General features: G+C 36.7%; 19 protein-coding genes. 12 read left to right on the forward strand and 7 right to left on the reverse strand.

Annotated features, from left to right (window positions below):
* Nucleotides 1-10 precede the first annotated feature (10 nt).
* From UFO1_RS10595 to UFO1_RS10615, 5 genes are read left to right on the forward strand one after another with little or no spacing between them, the layout of a single operon-like run.
* The gene (locus UFO1_RS10595) at nt 11-871 is read left to right on the forward strand and encodes a DUF421 domain-containing protein (protein WP_038670616.1); all 861 of its coding nucleotides are present in this window, start codon (nt 11-13) and stop codon (nt 869-871) included.
* Nucleotides 872-883: 12 nt separating this feature from the next.
* On the forward strand, nt 884-1,363 hold the full coding sequence (spoVAC, locus tag UFO1_RS10600) for a stage V sporulation protein AC (protein ID WP_038670618.1): 480 nt from the start codon (nt 884-886) through the stop codon (nt 1,361-1,363).
* Nucleotides 1,364-2,365: a stage V sporulation protein AD gene (gene spoVAD, locus UFO1_RS10605; RefSeq protein ID WP_038670620.1), complete on the forward strand. Its 1,002-nt coding sequence runs from the start codon at nt 1,364-1,366 to the stop codon at nt 2,363-2,365. It abuts the gene before it with no gap.
* 16 nt (nt 2,366-2,381) lie between these two features.
* Nucleotides 2,382-2,735 carry a stage V sporulation protein AE gene (spoVAE, locus tag UFO1_RS10610; protein WP_038670622.1) on the forward strand — a complete coding sequence of 118 codons (354 nt, stop codon included), beginning with the start codon at nt 2,382-2,384 and terminating at the stop codon, nt 2,733-2,735.
* A 27-nt stretch (nt 2,736-2,762) separates the two neighbouring features.
* Nucleotides 2,763-2,963, forward strand: coding sequence for a DUF1657 domain-containing protein (locus UFO1_RS10615; RefSeq protein ID WP_038670624.1), 201 nt, complete (start codon nt 2,763-2,765; stop codon nt 2,961-2,963).
* A 188-nt stretch (nt 2,964-3,151) separates the two neighbouring features.
* Here UFO1_RS10615 and UFO1_RS26120 read toward each other — a convergent pair whose 3' ends face one another.
* Entirely contained in the window at nt 3,152-3,673 is a 522-nt protein-coding gene (locus tag UFO1_RS26120; RefSeq protein ID WP_371256725.1) for a CBO0543 family protein, read from the reverse strand.
* 120 nt (nt 3,674-3,793) lie between these two features.
* The gene (locus tag UFO1_RS10625) at nt 3,794-4,744 is read right to left on the reverse strand and encodes a DNA/RNA non-specific endonuclease (protein ID WP_236639377.1); all 951 of its coding nucleotides are present in this window, start codon (nt 4,742-4,744) and stop codon (nt 3,794-3,796) included.
* A gap of 312 nt (nt 4,745-5,056) precedes the next feature.
* Between UFO1_RS10625 and UFO1_RS25975 the strand changes: the two genes are divergently transcribed.
* From UFO1_RS25975 to UFO1_RS24755, 5 genes are all read left to right on the forward strand, one after another.
* Nucleotides 5,057-5,188 carry a hypothetical protein gene (locus tag UFO1_RS25975; protein ID WP_256380539.1) on the forward strand — a complete coding sequence of 44 codons (132 nt, stop codon included), beginning with the start codon at nt 5,057-5,059 and terminating at the stop codon, nt 5,186-5,188.
* A 61-nt stretch (nt 5,189-5,249) separates the two neighbouring features.
* Nucleotides 5,250-5,486 (forward strand): DUF1871 family protein, encoded by a 237-nt coding sequence (locus UFO1_RS10630; RefSeq protein ID WP_038670626.1) that lies wholly within the window; start codon nt 5,250-5,252, stop codon nt 5,484-5,486.
* A gap of 371 nt (nt 5,487-5,857) precedes the next feature.
* The gene (locus UFO1_RS10635) at nt 5,858-7,528 is read left to right on the forward strand and encodes an ATP-binding protein (protein WP_038670628.1); all 1,671 of its coding nucleotides are present in this window, start codon (nt 5,858-5,860) and stop codon (nt 7,526-7,528) included.
* A gap of 336 nt (nt 7,529-7,864) precedes the next feature.
* Nucleotides 7,865-9,016, forward strand: coding sequence for a cyclic nucleotide-binding domain-containing protein (locus tag UFO1_RS10640; protein ID WP_051788896.1), 1,152 nt, complete (start codon nt 7,865-7,867; stop codon nt 9,014-9,016).
* A 943-nt stretch (nt 9,017-9,959) separates the two neighbouring features.
* Complete coding sequence (locus UFO1_RS24755) at nt 9,960-10,421, forward strand: glycoside hydrolase family 99-like domain-containing protein (protein ID WP_256380548.1); 462 nt, start codon at nt 9,960-9,962, stop codon at nt 10,419-10,421.
* A 657-nt stretch (nt 10,422-11,078) separates the two neighbouring features.
* Here UFO1_RS24755 and UFO1_RS10650 read toward each other — a convergent pair.
* Both UFO1_RS10650 and UFO1_RS10660 read right to left on the reverse strand, forming a co-directional pair.
* Nucleotides 11,079-11,681, reverse strand: coding sequence for a hypothetical protein (locus UFO1_RS10650; RefSeq protein WP_038670632.1), 603 nt, complete (start codon nt 11,679-11,681; stop codon nt 11,079-11,081).
* A 354-nt stretch (nt 11,682-12,035) separates the two neighbouring features.
* Nucleotides 12,036-12,797, reverse strand: a complete 762-nt coding sequence (locus UFO1_RS10660) for a hypothetical protein (protein WP_038670636.1) — start codon at nt 12,795-12,797, stop codon at nt 12,036-12,038.
* 499 nt (nt 12,798-13,296) lie between these two features.
* Here UFO1_RS10660 and UFO1_RS10665 point away from each other — a divergent pair, with 499 nt between their 5' ends.
* Together UFO1_RS10665 and UFO1_RS10670 are read left to right on the forward strand one after the other, a co-directional pair.
* Nucleotides 13,297-13,743, forward strand: coding sequence for an OmpH family outer membrane protein (locus UFO1_RS10665; protein WP_038670638.1), 447 nt, complete (start codon nt 13,297-13,299; stop codon nt 13,741-13,743).
* Nucleotides 13,744-13,946: 203 nt separating this feature from the next.
* The gene (locus tag UFO1_RS10670) at nt 13,947-14,153 is read left to right on the forward strand and encodes a hypothetical protein (protein ID WP_038670640.1); all 207 of its coding nucleotides are present in this window, start codon (nt 13,947-13,949) and stop codon (nt 14,151-14,153) included.
* 460 nt (nt 14,154-14,613) lie between these two features.
* On the opposite strand, the gene UFO1_RS10675 is transcribed toward UFO1_RS10670, so the two are convergent.
* The 3 genes from UFO1_RS10675 to UFO1_RS10685 all read right to left on the reverse strand — a co-directional run bounded on the left by UFO1_RS10675 (nt 14,614) and on the right by UFO1_RS10685 (nt 16,714).
* On the reverse strand, nt 14,614-15,183 hold the full coding sequence (locus UFO1_RS10675; protein ID WP_038670642.1) for a nitroreductase family protein: 570 nt from the start codon (nt 15,181-15,183) through the stop codon (nt 14,614-14,616).
* 67 nt (nt 15,184-15,250) lie between these two features.
* Nucleotides 15,251-15,751: a hypothetical protein gene (locus tag UFO1_RS10680; RefSeq protein ID WP_038670645.1), complete on the reverse strand. Its 501-nt coding sequence runs from the start codon at nt 15,749-15,751 to the stop codon at nt 15,251-15,253.
* Between the two features lie 795 nt (nt 15,752-16,546).
* A complete protein-coding gene (locus UFO1_RS10685) occupies nt 16,547-16,714 on the reverse strand; it encodes a hypothetical protein (protein ID WP_236639378.1) in 168 nt (55 codons plus the stop codon).
* Nucleotides 16,715-17,019: the final 305 nt, after the last annotated feature.

Below are 17,019 nucleotides of genomic sequence, written 5' to 3' on the forward strand. Positions count from 1 at the left end.
GAGATTGAAAATGCAAGCATGGATACAGATATTACTGAGTTCAGTTTCATTATTCTTTTTGATGTTTATTTTGATCAGATTAATGGGAAAAAGGAATATTGTCCGAATGACGCCTTTTAGATTTGTAAGCTACATTGTAGCTGCAGTAATTGCTGCTGTAATGTCCTTAAATTTAATTGAAAATCTTACTTTTGGATTTATTGCTCTTAGTGTTTGGGTATTATTTCCCATAGCATTAGATTATTTATCTCTAAAAAGTAAGTGGATCCATGGCATGGTCAACGGAAAAGAAACTGTTTTAATTAAACATGGAAAGATCATGGAAGAAAACCTCCTACAAACAAGATTAACAGCAGAGGAACTACTACGAGAACTTCGCTCTAAAAATGCTTTCAATTTAGCAGATGTAGAATTTGCTGTAATGGAAGATACTGGAGACATAAATGCATTTATGAAATCCCATAAAAAGCCTGTATCTTCCTACGATTTAGGAATAAAATTAGCACCTCTTACGGAACCACAGACAGTTATACTAGATGGCAATATGCTAAACGAATCACTATCTTCTCTAGGCTTTAATAGGGAATGGCTAGAGATCCAATTGGAAGCCATAGGGGTATCCATAGACAATGTTTTTATCGGACAAGTGGATTCTTCGGGTGATTTATATTTGGATTTATTTGACGACTCTATACAAAAACCGCAGCCTAAAGTTAAGGAAATGCTATATGCAAACTTTGAAAAGAGTCAGGCTGACCTCATGACCTTTGCGCTAGAAACAAAAAATGAAGTCGCTCGAAAGATGTATTCGGAGCATGCTAAAAAATTAGAACAGCTTATGAAAAAACTCAAGCCGTATTTATTGCGATAGAGGTGGATTGTATTGTCAAGTATCAAAAGAAAGAATCTAACTCCGGTGCAGCAGCAATATCAAGACTTTGCTCGCGCAAGGGAACCCCAGCGTCCCATACTAGCAAATTGCGTACGAGCTTTTATTGGCGGAGGAATTATCTGTACAATAGGTCAGGGAATACAGTGGTTTTTTATTAATTATTTCAATTTTGATGAAAAGACAGCTGGTGATCCCACCGTTGCGGTTTTAATTATGATTTCAGTGTTACTTACAAGCTTTGGAGTATATGATCATATTGCTCAATGGGCTGGTGCGGGAAGCTCGGTTCCAGTTACAGGATTTGCAAATACTATCACTTCAGCTTCTCTTGATCATAAAAGTGAGGGGTTTGTATTAGGTGTTGGAGGCAATATGTTTAAAATCGCAGGACCAGTCATTGTTTTTGGCGTCTTTTCTGCTTTTATTGTTGCTATTATAAGTGTAATAATTACGTCGTTAGGTGGAATGTAAATGTTGCAAGGTTATCAAACATGGGTTTTTCAATCTAAACCAGTAATTATTGGTTCTGCGGCTATAGGTGGACCTTTTGAGGCACAAGGCAACCTAGCAAAGGATTTTGACATGCTTCATGGTGATATATGGCTTGGACAAGACAGTTATGAACAAGCAGAAAAAAAACTTTTGGAACAAGCTTGTGAAACTGCAATTAAAAAATCAGGACTCAAGAAAGAGGATATTCAGTTCTTTCTCAGCGGTGATCTAATTAATCAGATTATGCCTAGCAGCTTTACTGCACGTACACTTGCTGTTCCTTACTTGGGAATTTATGGAGCATGCTCTAGTTCTATGGAAGGTCTTTCTTTAGCATCTCTTATTATTGATAGTGGTTTCGCACAGAATGCACTTATTGGTACATCTAGCCATAACGCAGCTAGTGAAAAACAATACCGCTATCCTACCGAATATGGCGCGCAAAAGCCACCTACTGCACAGTGGACTGTGACGGGAGCAGGCGCTGCAGTTATTGCGATGCAAGGTGAAGGACCGCGTATCGTAGCTTCTACTATTGGACGTGTAATAGACATGGGGTTGTCTGACCCCTTTAACATGGGGGCGGCTATGGCTCCTGCTGCAGTTGACACTATTGAAGCCCACTTTAGGGATTTAAACATATCCCCATTACAATATGACCTCATTGCTACTGGAGACTTAGGCAGGGTAGGTCACCCAATTGCTGGAGATTTGCTTAAGCAGCATGGACTTGATATCCCTGTAGAAAGATTGACTGACTGCGGTATTTTGATGTATAAGGAAAACCAACCAGTTTTAGCAGGAGGCAGTGGTTGCGCCTGCGTTGCTACAACAACCTTTGGACATCTTTTAAATCGTATGCGAAAAGGAGAACTGAATCGAATTCTGGTTATAGGCACGGGCGCTTTATTATCACCCATGTCCTACCAGCAAAAGGAATCTATACCGTGCATTGCCCATGCAGTATCCATAGAAATGTAAAACAGGAGGCAGAGGTTTGGAAAAATTTATTTTGGCTTTTATCGTTGGTGGGGCTATATGTGTGATTGGGCAGCTCCTCATGGACGGGCTGAAACTAACTCCTGCACATACAATGGTCACATTAGTAGTGTCTGGAGCTGTTTTAGGAGGATTTGGTCTATATGATGATTTAGTAAAATTTGCTGGAGCTGGAGCATCCGTTCCGATAAGTAGCTTTGGCAACCAATTAGTAAAAGGCGCTCTCCAAGAGGCACAAAAGACTGGTATTATCGGTGTATTGACAGGTATTTTTAAAATCACCAGTTCAGGTATTTCAGCAGCGATTATATTCGGATTTCTGTCAGCTTTACTATGTAAACCAAAAGGATAAAAATTCTTCTAAAAGGAGGTGAAAGAAATGACGGTAGGTACTCAAATAACTAAGGCCATTGCAACTGTTCAATCTGCTGCATCCAGCATGAAGACATTCTCCATGGAAACTCAGGATCAGCAAGCAAAACAAACCTTTGAGCAATTAGCAACAACCCTTGATAATGCTATTGAAACATTAAAGGAAAGACAAAAATACATTGAAAATCAAGAACCTCAATACAAATAGCAAGTTTTTAATACTAAAGCTCATCTTAAATAAAAGCTGAAGAAATCAATCAGCTTTTATTTTTATGTAATTTGCTATTTATATTAATTAACCATTTAGAACATGGGGACGGTTAACAATTTATCATAAGATACAACCTATTCGCTAGCGGAATTAAGGTTCTAAGCGGAATCATATATCTATTGTGTTTATTTTTGATATTTTATTTGTAATCCTAAATATAAGCCCGCTAAAAATATAGTGAATATCGCTACAATATGAATAACAAACCAAAACCAATGTCCAAATCTAAAAGCATCTGTATTTAATGGTTTCCGTAGATGTGGCGGTATAATTTTGCCACCGATCCACTCCATAAGTATAAAGAAAATCCACCACGTAGTATATGAGCCCCAAAAGTCCCATTCGAAATCATAGCGTATTAGGTTTGTCATATTCTTTAATACGGTTTCAAGAAACATTCCAGTATTCACTATTACCCCGTAGAAAGCGATCTTGTATGCCCAATTTACTGGACTATATCTCACGCCTAATATCACATAATAAGAAAATGCTGCTAGAATTGCGATTAATGGAATTTTAGTAATAGGTAGAAAGATATAGGGAAAGGAATAGAACCCTACTTCAACAAAGAGATAACAGATCATATTACCTATTAATCCCGTAAGTAGATATAGCAAACCATATCGTTTCCAATCTATTCGTAGAATGAAATATCAATTCAGTCAGTCGTATAACCAAAGAGAGGTCAACGGACAAAAATCCGCTGACCTCTCTTTTTAATCAGATAAGCAATGAACGGTTATTCTAGATCCTAGAAGTTTCTACAGTCAGAGTATAATATCTGAAGAAGTATTAATAACATGAGCGATTGCGGTTTCAGCTCGCTCTGCAACAGATATCTGGTTAAGTATAAACGGATCATGATTTCGCAAATCGCCAAAATCTAGCCCTGTTAAATTCTCGATGTTAGTGATGGCTACCTGATAAGTTTTATAACTCCCGAATGCAAACTCAAAGTCCATAATAAGGCTTTTTTGGGTTTGCAAATAGGCTGTTGCTGACAGATTACCATCATCTTTAACCATAACAACTATTTTCCAAAACTCGGCGGGAATTTTAATTCCACGATATAGCATATCTTCCGTGCGGAAGACTGGGCCAGTAAACACGCTCACCTTAAGATCAAAAGCATCAGCGTTTTTCAAAATATACTCCTCTAAGTCTAGCCACGTTTTTTGATTTAAAGCCTTATGCTGCGGAGAGCAATTCGTGAAATGAAAAGTGTCTTTATTTGCTTTTTGTGCAAGTTCTCCCCATACTGGATCAAGTCTACGTACAAGATGCCCTCGGTCAAAATCATTGTTGTCATACAATTCAGGACCACATTGATATATGCGGTCAAGTCGAGGATCAAAGTACCACTTTTCTGCGTTGCGCTGAAGATCAACGAGTTGTTCTCCATTAATATTAACCGCCGTATAAAACGCTAAGCGGCGCGATTTGCTCATTACAATAGAAAAATGGGTATAATCTAACACTGTATTACCAGTAGTTAACGGGGCAATATCCTGTGCCAGATCAGATCGTAATTTAGGGAGAGGTACTGCATAATTGTTGCCAAGAAAGTTAGCGTCATAACCAGTTAAGCTTTCGTACCATTCATTATCTAGATGGCCGATCATTATCTGACTAGATCCAGTGTGCGGTAACTCTGATCCGGTGAAGATACTATCAAGGTTCTTATTTTTAGGACAATCATGATATGAGATGATTGACAATGGCTAGTCCTCCTTTCACATGGAAAAATATGTATAACTCATCATAATTATATCTCTAATTTAAGCGCAACGATAGTGTGTTTTACAGAATATTACTTCTGAAGTTCATCCATACATATCTATACGCAATTGACTACCCACAAGCATACATAACCGACACTGACCTTTGCTCGACTGCCACAGATACCTGTCAACATAGTCGGCAAGCAGGATACAGATGACTCCACGAAGAATCAAAGCATGTCTGTGAATTGGAATAACGCTAGACAACACGCGCTCAATAGAATTAGCCAAAATGGAGTTACACAGGAAATGTTCGAGTCTATTGTGAAAAATGGTAAAGCCATAATGCAAGATGCAAATACTTATTTATTTAGAACAAGAGAAGGAGTAGCAGTGGTATCAAAAGATGGTATTCCACAGACAGCATTACGCTGCAGCTAAATTCAAAGACCATCTTAACACTGCGGTAACTCAACTTTTGGGAAAGTAGAGGAGGAATAAATTGGATGAACTTACTGAGATTATAAACGCATGGGATCCCACAAATTTAATGTTGCATGCTCCTGATGATGAATATAACTTGGAAATTAAAATGATAGAGGAATTACTCAAAACAACAAGTTCCGAGGAAGAATTAGCAAAAGGAATCCCAAATATTTTTCTGGAAACATGTGGTGATGAGTGTATCACTATCGCGAGGAAAATACTAAAAGAATATAGGGAGCATATTAATCCATAAAGAAAGCGAGGTCAACGGACAAAGATCCGCTGATCTCACTTTTTCAGTATAATTTGCAGGCTTGTCTAAGCTAAAACGTAAAAAACTAATGAGTATATACGTTAGCTTTAAACCATCCCGTAATGATCTACGCTACAGCCAATACCGATAATTACATACCTATACGCAATCTTCTGACTATCCACAAGCATTCATAACTAACACTGACCTTTGCCCAACTGTCACAGATACTACCATATAACGGTCTGCCTGCAGACTCTTTAATAGATAAATTGCGATCTTTCTTTGCATATATAGGAAAAAGGAAGGATATTGTTTAACTATGGCGAAGTTATTTAATGGTTTATATAATCTGGTAAATGAGGGCAATTATGGATTATGTTTATCTATCTATCCTTAGTGCGATAGCTGGAACTATCTCAATGCTACTTGTATATATTTATCTATATTTTCAGTACCGTGAACGCTATATGGGTGCCTGGGTAATATGCTGGATTTGCCATTTTTCACGAACTATCCTTTTTGATTCCGGAATATTTAACTGGAAACAATCTTTAGTCGGCTTTATTATCTATCAAATGATGTATATTGGATGCGCTTTAATGTTTATATATACAGCTCATCTCTTTATTAACAAACCATTAAAAAAGAACTGGTTATACGGTACTGTCGGTGCGTCCATAATAAGCATTGGATTTACTTTATTGGATTTACCTATTCTTTATAAGTTGCTCATTCCTTTTGGATTTTCTTTCATTATGCTCATATGTGTAGGTAGAATTTTTATCAATTTAAAACTGAAAGGAATAGGGAAGTTAATTGCTGGATATGCATTTATCTTATGGGGCATTACTACTGCGACTGTTCCTTTTTTACTTAATATAACTGAGTATCATTCATGGATTATCTTAATTTGTGGTATCCTTCGTCTAATTATTGCCTCAGGAACGTTATTGGTGTATTTTGAGAAAACAAGGATGGACTTAGTTAATAAAGAAGTTCAATACCGATTACTTGCAGAAAATGCTGTTGATGTGATTTACCGCTTTAGAATACTACCTGAAGTTAAATTTGAGTATGTAAGTCCATCCGTTTTTGCGGTTACAGGCTATACTTCAGAGAATTTTTATACTGATTCGCAGCTGTTTGAAAGTTTAATACATCCGGACGATTTACTGTTGTTCAAGCAATATACAAATAATCCTTCTTTGCGTAATCATTTACCATTTAAATATCGCTTGATACACAAAGATAAAAGCACGGTATATATTGAACAGAACTATCATCCTACTTATGATGAAATAGGCAATTTAGTGATTCGAGAAGGCATTCTTCGTGATGTCACAGCTCGTGATAACTTAGAGCAAGTTGCCGCTCATACTGACAGAATGAATTTGCTTGGTCAAATGGCCGCCAATGTTGCTCATGAGGTACGTAACCCGTTAACTACAATACGCGGATACTTACAGATGATGGTAACCAAAGATGAGCTTAGTAACTATAGAAATCGGTTTACCCTAATGATGGAAGAGCTCGATAGAGCAAACATGATCATTAGCGAATACCTCTTATTAGCAAAGAATAAACAAGCTGAATTGAAAGAATGCTCACTAAATTTGATTGTTGATAAATTGTTTCCGTTAATTCAAGCTGATGCCGCTGCTTCAAATGTATTGGTAAAGCTCGACCTTAAAGAAATATCTACATTATATTTAGATGAAAATGAAATTCGTCAATTATTACTTAACTTGGTACGAAATGGTGTGGAAGCCATGCCAGCTGGAGGCGAACTAGTTATATGTACAGATTTAGAACAAGATAAAATTGTTTTATCTGTAAAAGACCAGGGAACTGGTTTGCCAGCTCATGTACTAGAAAATTTGGGCAAGCCTTTCATAACCACGAAAGCCAGTGGTACCGGGTTGGGCCTGCCAATATGCTATAGAATTGCCAGCAAGCACAACGCTGTTATTGCTGTTAAAACAAATGATCAAGGAACTACTTTTTTTGTTTCTTTCAACCTAGATTGCCTTGCATCATAAACGTTTGAATATTAGACCTGTAGCGCAAAAACTTTTTCTACTTAGAGTCATATGATTAACCTACTTTCCATAAATACTTTTCCTATAATAATTTGGTATGAATATAGTGTGCATTTTGTCGTCCTCCTTTTGAGCGAAGATTGGTTAGTAAAACCTTTCTCATTCTACCTAAAGGAGGACTTATCTATATATTTTATCAACGCATGAACAATAGACTTTTTGCTTCTGAAAAAAACTTTTTTTAAAAAGGTTTTTTTGTATAAAAATGGAATATTCATATTAAGTTTGGTAGTTTATGTAAATGTACTATATTTACTAACATTAGGAGTGATAAAGATGAACAATACCCTCTCAATACCAATTTATCAAAAGGAAGCTTTAGAAGAACCTATAGTAATCGGTATTGCCGCAACACCAGAGGAAAAAAAGGAAATTTACCGTTTACGTTATCGCATTTATGCTGAAGAAATTTCCTATAAACTTGTGTCTGCTGATCATAGTAATAAACTTTTATATGATGAATTAGATGAATGGGGAATACTACTGTATGCAAAGATTGGAACGGAACTTATCGGCACCGCAAGAATGAACGTTGGACGGATTTCAGATTTTCCTTCGGAATTGGTGCAGCATTTTTTAATGGATAGGTTCCAAAAGTTTTACAAAAAAGAGGATAAACAGAATTTCTCATTCATTTCAAAAGGTATGATATCTCCAGACTACCGAAGCTCACGGGCGCTTAATATGCTCATGGAAAAAATTTATCAATTATATTTAAATAACCAAGTACAATTTGGCTTTGTTAATTGCAATTTTCATTTAATCCCACTTCATGAACACTTTGGGCATCGTCGTTTAGGCGTAAATTACGTAGATCCAAACCTTGGTTTATTGACTAATTTCGTCATGTTGATAGATGATATTGAGCATTTGCGTGCAGTAGGTTCTCCACTAGTTAATATAGCAAGTAAAAAAAGAACATTAAACAACCAAGTCGTCGATTGGTTTCATTCAGAATTTGCTGAAACTGCAAGCATTACAAATAGCCAACTAGTAAGCGAAGATGAATTATGGGTTATTTTATGCAACCATTTAGGGAATGCACCAAATAAAATAATACCAATGCTGAAAGGACTGCCCGTAACACAAGCTAAAAAGTTTTTACATCGTTGCGGTTTTATTGTACCGTGTCCTGCTGGGAGTTACATCGTAAGTCGCGGCGGCGTAAGTAATGAACTTAATATACTTCTTTCGGGAACGATACAATCCTCTGGGGAAAATAACACATCTCCAGATAAATATCTCGGAGCAATTGGCTTAGTTAATAGGACTAAGCACGCAGTGAACATTATAGCCGACACTAACGTGGAAATACTTGTATTATCTTTTCACTATTTTCAGAAATTCCGTCGCTCTTGTCCAGAAATTGCAAACAAGGTTTTACACAACATATCTGGAATAACCCGCAATAAAAAAGATATTGGCTAAGATATATCTGTAGCATGGAACTCCTCGTATTAGAATTACCATATTGCGACATATGAAGACACAGCCTATCCATTAATGGAACAGAGCTGTGTCTTTCCTAATAAAAGCAATTATCAGCCTTACGGCCTACAAACCTTACAAACCTTACAAACCACAAACTCCGCCTCATCTCGCCTATCATAAAACACCTTTATGACCTGGCGACATCATCCTCACATATCGCAACCAGCATAATTAGAGTTAGCCACATATACGCCTTCAGATTGTGGGGTAGAAGGTGCAATAGCATCAGCAACACACTCATCTAAATGAGCAATTTGAATAGGGATTTCTGCCTGATGAGAGAGGGCAGGGGTAGGAAAAACAGACGTATGACGAGCGCGTCACATAACACTAGAAAGCTTTATATCAGACGTTTAAGATTAATTAGGGCGAACCGTATCATTTATAGTAGCGAAAAGGATCCTGTCAAAATTTTGTTGATTTGGCAGGAGTTCTTTGTATTTTAGGGAATAAAAATAGTGGCGATTTGCTATTAATGAGAGGTAGCTTTTGACTGGTATTTTACGTCAGACCATCAGGTACGGCTCAATCATGCTTTGGAGGCATAGGGCACCAAACCGTACTAAGTTGAAATTCTCGCTGCTATGGGCTAACCACACGCATTATCCTAAAAGTCTCAGCGATTGGGATGCAATGGTGGAATATTGGCTGCAGAATTACTTAAAGTAGCCTGAATATCTCCAAATCAACGGCCAGCCAGTGGTTTTTGTATTTTCGGCAAACGCACTTGCGAGTGATGCGGGGAAGTTCGGCAAAACCGCCCAAGAACTTATCAGCAGAGCGCAAAATTCTGCCAGACATGCCGGCTTACCGGGAATTTACTTTGTCGCATGTACCGGAGCCGCTGGGCCGATGCTGACTTCTGCTAAAGAAGCAGGGTATTTATTCAGCCTTTTCAGCCTATAACTATCACCAAGGACCGCGGGATGCCGTCCAGTCTCACACCTATGCCGAATTAGACGACGCTTATCAAAGACATTGGGATACGTTTGCCCAAAAAGGCAATCTGCCGATCATTGTACCATTAACATCCGGTTGGGATCGGCGCCCTTGGGGCGGCAGCAAGGATCCCTTGCATGATAACTGTTTAAGTACTCCTACGGAATTTCGGAAACATCTCTTAGCCGCCAAACGGTTTATGGATGCGCATCCTATGCCTGACAAGCAAAAGATTGGTATCATTTGTGCCTGGAATGAATATGGCGAGGGCTCTTTTATTGCGCCGACCGAACATAACCGATTCGCTTATTTGGAACCAATCCGGAGTGTTTTTGGCCGTTATAGATTCCTGGGTAATGATAATAGGGAGAAGCGTATCACTGGCAACGGCGAAAAACTATAAGAAAGACACAGCCTGTCCATTAATGGAGCAAAGCTGTGTCTTTCTTATTAGAAGCAACTAAAGCAAAACCGTTAAATTATAAAGTTTACTTATTTCCTTATCCCTATAGATATAGTTTTGCATCAAGGAAATATTTCAAAGTACGAGTTCTGTAACAATAGAAGCTGAATATAAAAGCAACATCGATATGATTTTAGAATATGTAGGTGATTGGGATCGCGATGAAGATATTAAAAAGAGAGCATTGGGCCTTTTGGCAAATCTCAACAATCCTTCTGTAGCACAATTTATTGAAATTCTAATTAAGCAGGGGTCTTAACTAAAAATCATAAGAAGGTTTGGAAAAAAGCAAGGCCATAAGATATTAATAAGCATAATTTTGGATATCAATGTGTACATAAATCCAAAGCGTTATTAACCGATATCGGCTCGAAGAAATGGCGCACATTTGAATGTGATTGCATCGATGGTCTATAAATTAGTAGACGGCGCTTCACCGAAGGATCTTGAAATGCTGGGTGGGGCGGGCAATATGCGCAGCACAATCATGGAATCTTATGGACGGATGCCAATGGTGTGCATCCTATTATATTGCCTCCCTTGTTTTATGCAGTCTAAAACCCATCAGTTTTCGCTGATGGGTTTTATTCAAACATTCTATTGTAAATTTTTATTGCTTTCTTTGAGATATTTTTGTTTGAAGTAACGTCCGCGAATTTCTAGAATATCACAGATACCATCGTCAACAATGCGAACATAACCTTGTCCAATAAATTTTAACTCTTTTTCTTTGCCAGGTGCTTGCACTTCTTCCCACTTAAACCGTCGTTCTTCGTTTGTGCCTGGGTTTTCGACAAAAATTTCTGCTTCCAGATTTGGTTTCTCGTCACCACTACAAGGCGCAAAACTCTCTTTGAGTTTGCTGATGAAAACCTCACAGATTTGATCAGGAATATCTAATGCACCTTCTTCATCACCGTTGACATCATCAATGAGGAGAAAAAGAGCATTACCAAAAATAATTTCATCTTGATCAGGTTCAGGGAAACGACGATTTGCAGTTAGTTGTAGAGGAATTGCCATATCGTTGATAAAAATATGTAAGGATAGATCTTCACCGACTTTGAACAAGCGAGAACTAGTGAAATTTCCACCTAATACAACGGCCATTTCTTCAAGTTGTTTATCAATCGCCGTTGATAGTTTGTAGACAGCAGGATCTTTGCCTACTTCCATAATGATTGCATTTAATGTTGACATATGTTTGCTCCTCATATCATTTTGGCTTTGTTAATTTGCAAAAAAATTCAAATGATTATAATTGTAGATAATTTTACTTCATTCGTCAAGCAGCATGAAATTTCTTCAATCGTGTTTCCATCGTTTTTTACAGATGGGGGACTCGCAGGGATGGTTCCGGCGAGTCGCAATTTAAGTTTCGCCATTATCAGTGATACGCAGAACCGTATCATTTGTAACGGCGAAAAAAATAGAGATTCTGCCAAGCTTTGTGTAGGTTGGCAAGAGCTTCATTTTGTATAGTTAGCATTTATGAAGATGCATTAGTGTTTAGTTTTAAACTAACGGAATAATCCATTAGCTTTAAAGATGGTTCTATTTTGGATTGGCAAGAGGGATTTTTGTAAAGGCTGCATCCAAAATTCTGTTCATCATGGAATCAGGGCCAGTGCTATCTCGGTCACTGCTCCAAGAAAAGAAGGAACGATACCGAGAATCTGTATAGGACCATACTACTTGTTTAGTTTTAGGGTCGGTCAAGCTTAGTACTACATTTGCATCATCGTATATTTGATAACCAGCAGGATGATGTACAACTACTTCTTTGGGAATCTCCATCCAACCACGATATTCTTTACCATCTGCGTTTATACCGCCATATTCTACTCTTTCTTTGATGGTCTCCGTGGAATCATAAGCGTCATAATATTCATAATACCAGCCATAATTCCGCACTTCCGCAGATAGTACCAGATCAACATATTTAGATAATTCTTGCTCGCGCAACGTAGTGAATTCGAGGGAATTTTTATCCTCAATGGTAGGGGCGTTCGGATCGCCTTGTATTTGGATATCAATATAATTTAAATTTAAAATATAATATTTGCCTAATTTTTTTACTCGAGTATTTAATGAATTGATAAATTTTTCTTGCCCATAAGGATATTTATCAAACTTATCATTACTATCTCCTTTGAGGGTATATGAAAATGTTGGTTCTAATAATAATATCCTTTTTACATTACCAAAATTATAGCTTGGGCTTTTCCAATTGCTTGATTCGGCGGACACGGAAGAAATGGTGACTATAGAGTAACAAATAAGAAGGAACAAAATATTCAACAAACGCCTAACCATAATAATCTCCTCCATTAGTTTAAAATAGCGAATCAAATGCTGCTTATCATTTAGTATATCACGTTATGGGTGTTTTTCCCATTAATGACAATTGTCCGCAAGCAAACACAAACCAGCTAAGCATTATGATGGCTGGATTGTAGATGGTAAGAAGTACCCCAAAGGACAGCCACCGACAGAAGTTTTTTTTGCAGTTTAGCTTGAATAAACAATTGAAAAAATTCTATTTAAAGACACAGCCTATCCATCATTGGATCAGGCTGTATCTTTGTAATCATATTTTTACATATTGTTGCAAAATATGGTGTTTTTTTCAAAGATTGGCAGGGAAAAATGATTTTAAAGAGAAGATAAAAAAAGCTATCCACTTACCATAGAAGTTTGATCCTATAGTAGAGATTAACACATGTAACATTTCCTTGCCTCATTAATCCAAATCATTAATGGATCTAAAACCCTTTAAATTCAAACAAGAATACAAAGAAAAGAGGAATGACCAATGATAAAAATCAACTACAAGCAACTTATGAATATCTTTCTAGCAACCTTCGTACTCTTCAGTATAATCACCATTACTAATACCAGCACCACCTATGCTGCATCTGCAGTTGGGATGGTACACTATCAACTTCTAGTCGACAATCATCCTGATTCAGCAAAAGCCCAGACAGCGATGAACGATGCTATTGCGCAAGCAAAAAGCAACTTTGACACAAAATCAGTTAGCATGAACGATCAGGAAAAACAGTCGTATTATCAACAGCTTCAACAAGGTATTCACATTAAACAACAGGATTTGTTAGAAGCTATTCAAAATAAAGTAAACGATGCTGTTAAAGCCGTAGCGAAGTCTAAAGGTTTAACTATTGTCGTGGACGCAGGCGCTGCTGTTTATGGCGGACAGGATATAACTGATGATGTAATGAAAAAGATAGTGTCAAAATAAAGGCATTATTTAATTAATCAAGAGGTCAACGGACAAAAACCCGCTGACCTCTCTTTTTCGAATTGTCGCCTAGCAACACAATCTAATCATCCTGTATATGGGAAAATTTTAAGTGTAAGACTGCCTGATGGTATGGGTGCAATATGATCGGCAGATGATAAGAAATTAATTGGTTTCTTGGAAAAGTATAGTAGGGAAAGAAAATGAAAGGTTGGAGTGCGGATTTTGTAAATGATCCGAACAATGATTTTGATATAGTTGTTGATATATCATATGAGGATACGATTGTAGCTATCATACGGCAAGGTAAAGATGGTTTAGAAATTCACTGGTACAATAATGAAAACTTGGTAATTCCTGTGGATTGGTTTGTAAAACTTCTTGTAGATGTAAAAGATAATTTAGAATAACAATTCGTAATAACAAATGGAGAGCGAGGCCAGTGGACAAAATCCGCTAACCTCGCTTTGTTTCTTAGATGCCCTCTAGTGACACATAATTCATAGGTAATAAATTATTATTAACAATATCATTTCAATTAATCTAGAAACATCTGAGTAACTCTGAGTTAAAAAGACTTAGACTCATTCCCTCAACAATACGGACAACTACCCCATAGCCAGCAAGCAGGATACAGATAACTATAATACGAAGAATCAAAGCAGTGGATTTTAGACTTAACATGATTCCCTAATACGTGATTGGGCTAATCAAAAACGTGCGACGATCATGAAAATACCATTCATTATCTTGAAGTTTCTCTTGCCAATTCGTAAATTTATCATTCATTACTTCTTTTAAACTTGTATATATAACACCTACCTAATTAATTATCACAGACTAAAGCTCAAAGCGAGTGAAACTACAAACCTATAAATGCTCCCACTCTGTAACATCCCTCCATGACTGGCGCGGTCGCGGATTAGGTGATTGATTGGCATAACCGATAGCTAATGCTGCAACGAGCTCATCACTGCGATTTGACCACGAACATATTTCACGCTCAGAGTAAAAAATATCACAAATCCATAAGGTACCAAGTCCAAAATCTTGTGCGGCTAAAATCATTATTTGAATAGCTGCACCAATTGACTGAGTATCAGTCAGTAGTCTGTAGTGATTATAATCTTTCTCAAAGTTAGAGAAGGCATTAAATACTAAAATTACCACGGACGCCTGATTCATTGCATGAATGCTTCCTTCACAACTTCCAATATCTAAACCTTGTAGCTTTCGATGATTAGTAACATTAGTCATGATGTTAATTAATTCATCTTTTCTTTTATCTTGTAATACAACAAATCGCCATGGCTGACGATTCTTTCCTGAGGGTGCTTTCATCGTTAGTTCCAGAATTGCTTCTATAGTTTCTTGCGGTATTGATTTATTCTGAAATTCTCGAATACTTCTTCTCTCTGTAATTACCTTTAGTGTATCCATGTTATTCCTCCGATTAAATGAAGTTCTTAAATTCCTTTTTTATATTCATCCCAAAGATTGCAGGTGATTATGAAGCGCCATTCTTTAAGTGTTTCTTCTGGAATTTCAATCGTTTGCGTAGAGCCATTCTTGAGGGCAAAACAAGATTTACTTTATCGGCCGCTACAAATTTTTGCAGACTTTTATTATCAACCTCATAGGAAAGTTCATTGCTGCTTACTGAGCTGATTTTGAAAGTTTGTTTCGTTTCTACTTCTTTGTTAAAGATCAAGAAATAAGGGACATTTTTAGTGGTAAACGTTACTTCTGTTGAGATATAAGGGGGAGCTATGGGATATAAAAATAAATTTAGATTATGAATGGTTCCTGTTTTCGTAATTCCTAACATTCTATCAAAGTAACCACAACGAATTAAAGTAATAGCAATTTTATCGGTATTACTTAATTGATATTCGAAACGATTTATAAAAGTTACGCCGTTTTCTGACAGTGACTTATCAACCTTTGCTAATGCAATCCCTGAAACTAAAGTAAATAAACAAATAGCTAATATAATGATTTTTTTCATAATGATCATCCTTCCATTTTCCCTGATTCCTCCAATACCCAATCAATTCTACAATCCCTGCCTCACGAGCATACCTACCATCATTATCATATTCAGAGCGACAACATTCTTCATCAAACAGCAGCTGCCATGCAAACTTATTAACCTCACGTTCGAAGCAACAGGAGATAAGAAGATATTTCTGTATTTTCTTCAGATTTAACTGTTTTACGAAAAGAAAGATTCTAAGTCAGTAGGTTAATTTTTTAATACAGGCTACAAACCTTAATTTATCTTTGCTCTATTTTTATTAAGTAAGTAGTATATTCTGCTATATTCCAACTAATGATTAGCGATAATCTTCCTTTTGTGTAAACTTTATAATGGTATGCTGCGTCAGTATGACGTCCTTGAGGAGCAAGTTTGGAAGTCTCTCCTTCATAATCGGATTTCCACTTATTTTCACTTAATTCTTTGTCATAAAAATCTAAGATGTTTTTTTTGCTTTCTAGGCTTGAAAAATAAAAAGAGTTGTGTGTATTATTTACATATTGTGTGCGGGGAGGGTGGTTTAATAAAGAAAACTCTTTATTAGCTATTTTATCTTGTGTAATATCTTGATGAATTTGCCTACATATATACTTGAATAAATAATAGTCCCTATAATTAAATAATATAAAGAATCTTTTAGTGATGATGGAATATTTTTTATCATTTAGAAAATCACCTCACACTTCTATGGATCATCTCAATAATTCATTTATCGAAAGATTATTTATTTTTATTAAATATCTTTACTGTTGACACTATATCTTTTTACTTCCTATACTTAACCAACTCAACAATCCCTTCCTCACGAGCATACCTACCAATATCACCGTCATATTCAGACCGACAACTCTCCTCATCAAACAACAGCTGCCATGCAAACTCATTAGCCTCACGTTCAAAGCGACCAGGGGAGAAGAAGGTATGTTCTATCATAAAGTAATATCCCCAACCTTTTGAAGTAGGACATGCCATTGGTGTCACGTCCGTAAAAGTAACAATTTTTTGGTTACAATAATTTGAGCAAAATGGCGTAAAATCCGTATTACTGGCGATGCAGGATTTTTGTTCTTGCAACAGAAGCTAATAAAAAGAATGATCGATTGACAAAAGGGATTGTTTTGAGGCGAATTATGTTTTACTGGTAATATAGCGTGTTTATAAAAATAAGTTGTTATCTAATTCTAAACTCTAAAAGGCATTTCCTGGATATCGAAATGGATTGTAGCATATGTTACAAG

The organism is Pelosinus sp. UFO1, from assembly GCF_000725345.1.
Taxonomy (GTDB): domain Bacteria; phylum Bacillota; class Negativicutes; order DSM-13327; family DSM-13327; genus Pelosinus.

Excerpts from the sequence above, each read along its gene's own strand:
- UFO1_RS10595 (WP_038670616.1), top strand. The coding sequence starts at position 11 with ATGCAAGCATGGATACAGATATTACTGAGTTCAGTTTCATTATTCTTT.
- spoVAD (WP_038670620.1), top strand. The coding sequence starts at position 1,364 with ATGTTGCAAGGTTATCAAACATGGGTTTTTCAATCTAAACCAGTAATT.
- UFO1_RS10615 (WP_038670624.1), top strand. The coding sequence starts at position 2,763 with ATGACGGTAGGTACTCAAATAACTAAGGCCATTGCAACTGTTCAATCT.
- UFO1_RS25975 (WP_256380539.1), top strand. The coding sequence starts at position 5,057 with ATGTTCGAGTCTATTGTGAAAAATGGTAAAGCCATAATGCAAGATGCA.
- UFO1_RS10635 (WP_038670628.1), top strand. The coding sequence starts at position 5,858 with ATGGATTATGTTTATCTATCTATCCTTAGTGCGATAGCTGGAACTATC.
- UFO1_RS10640 (WP_051788896.1), top strand. The coding sequence starts at position 7,865 with ATGAACAATACCCTCTCAATACCAATTTATCAAAAGGAAGCTTTAGAA.
- UFO1_RS10650 (WP_038670632.1), bottom strand. The coding sequence starts at position 11,681 with ATGTCAACATTAAATGCAATCATTATGGAAGTAGGCAAAGATCCTGCT.
- UFO1_RS10660 (WP_038670636.1), bottom strand. The coding sequence starts at position 12,797 with ATGGTTAGGCGTTTGTTGAATATTTTGTTCCTTCTTATTTGTTACTCT.
- UFO1_RS10665 (WP_038670638.1), top strand. The coding sequence starts at position 13,297 with ATGATAAAAATCAACTACAAGCAACTTATGAATATCTTTCTAGCAACC.
- UFO1_RS10670 (WP_038670640.1), top strand. The coding sequence starts at position 13,947 with ATGAAAGGTTGGAGTGCGGATTTTGTAAATGATCCGAACAATGATTTT.
- UFO1_RS10675 (WP_038670642.1), bottom strand. The coding sequence starts at position 15,183 with ATGGATACACTAAAGGTAATTACAGAGAGAAGAAGTATTCGAGAATTT.
- UFO1_RS10680 (WP_038670645.1), bottom strand. The coding sequence starts at position 15,751 with ATGAAAAAAATCATTATATTAGCTATTTGTTTATTTACTTTAGTTTCA.
- UFO1_RS10685 (WP_236639378.1), bottom strand. The coding sequence starts at position 16,714 with ATGATAGAACATACCTTCTTCTCCCCTGGTCGCTTTGAACGTGAGGCT.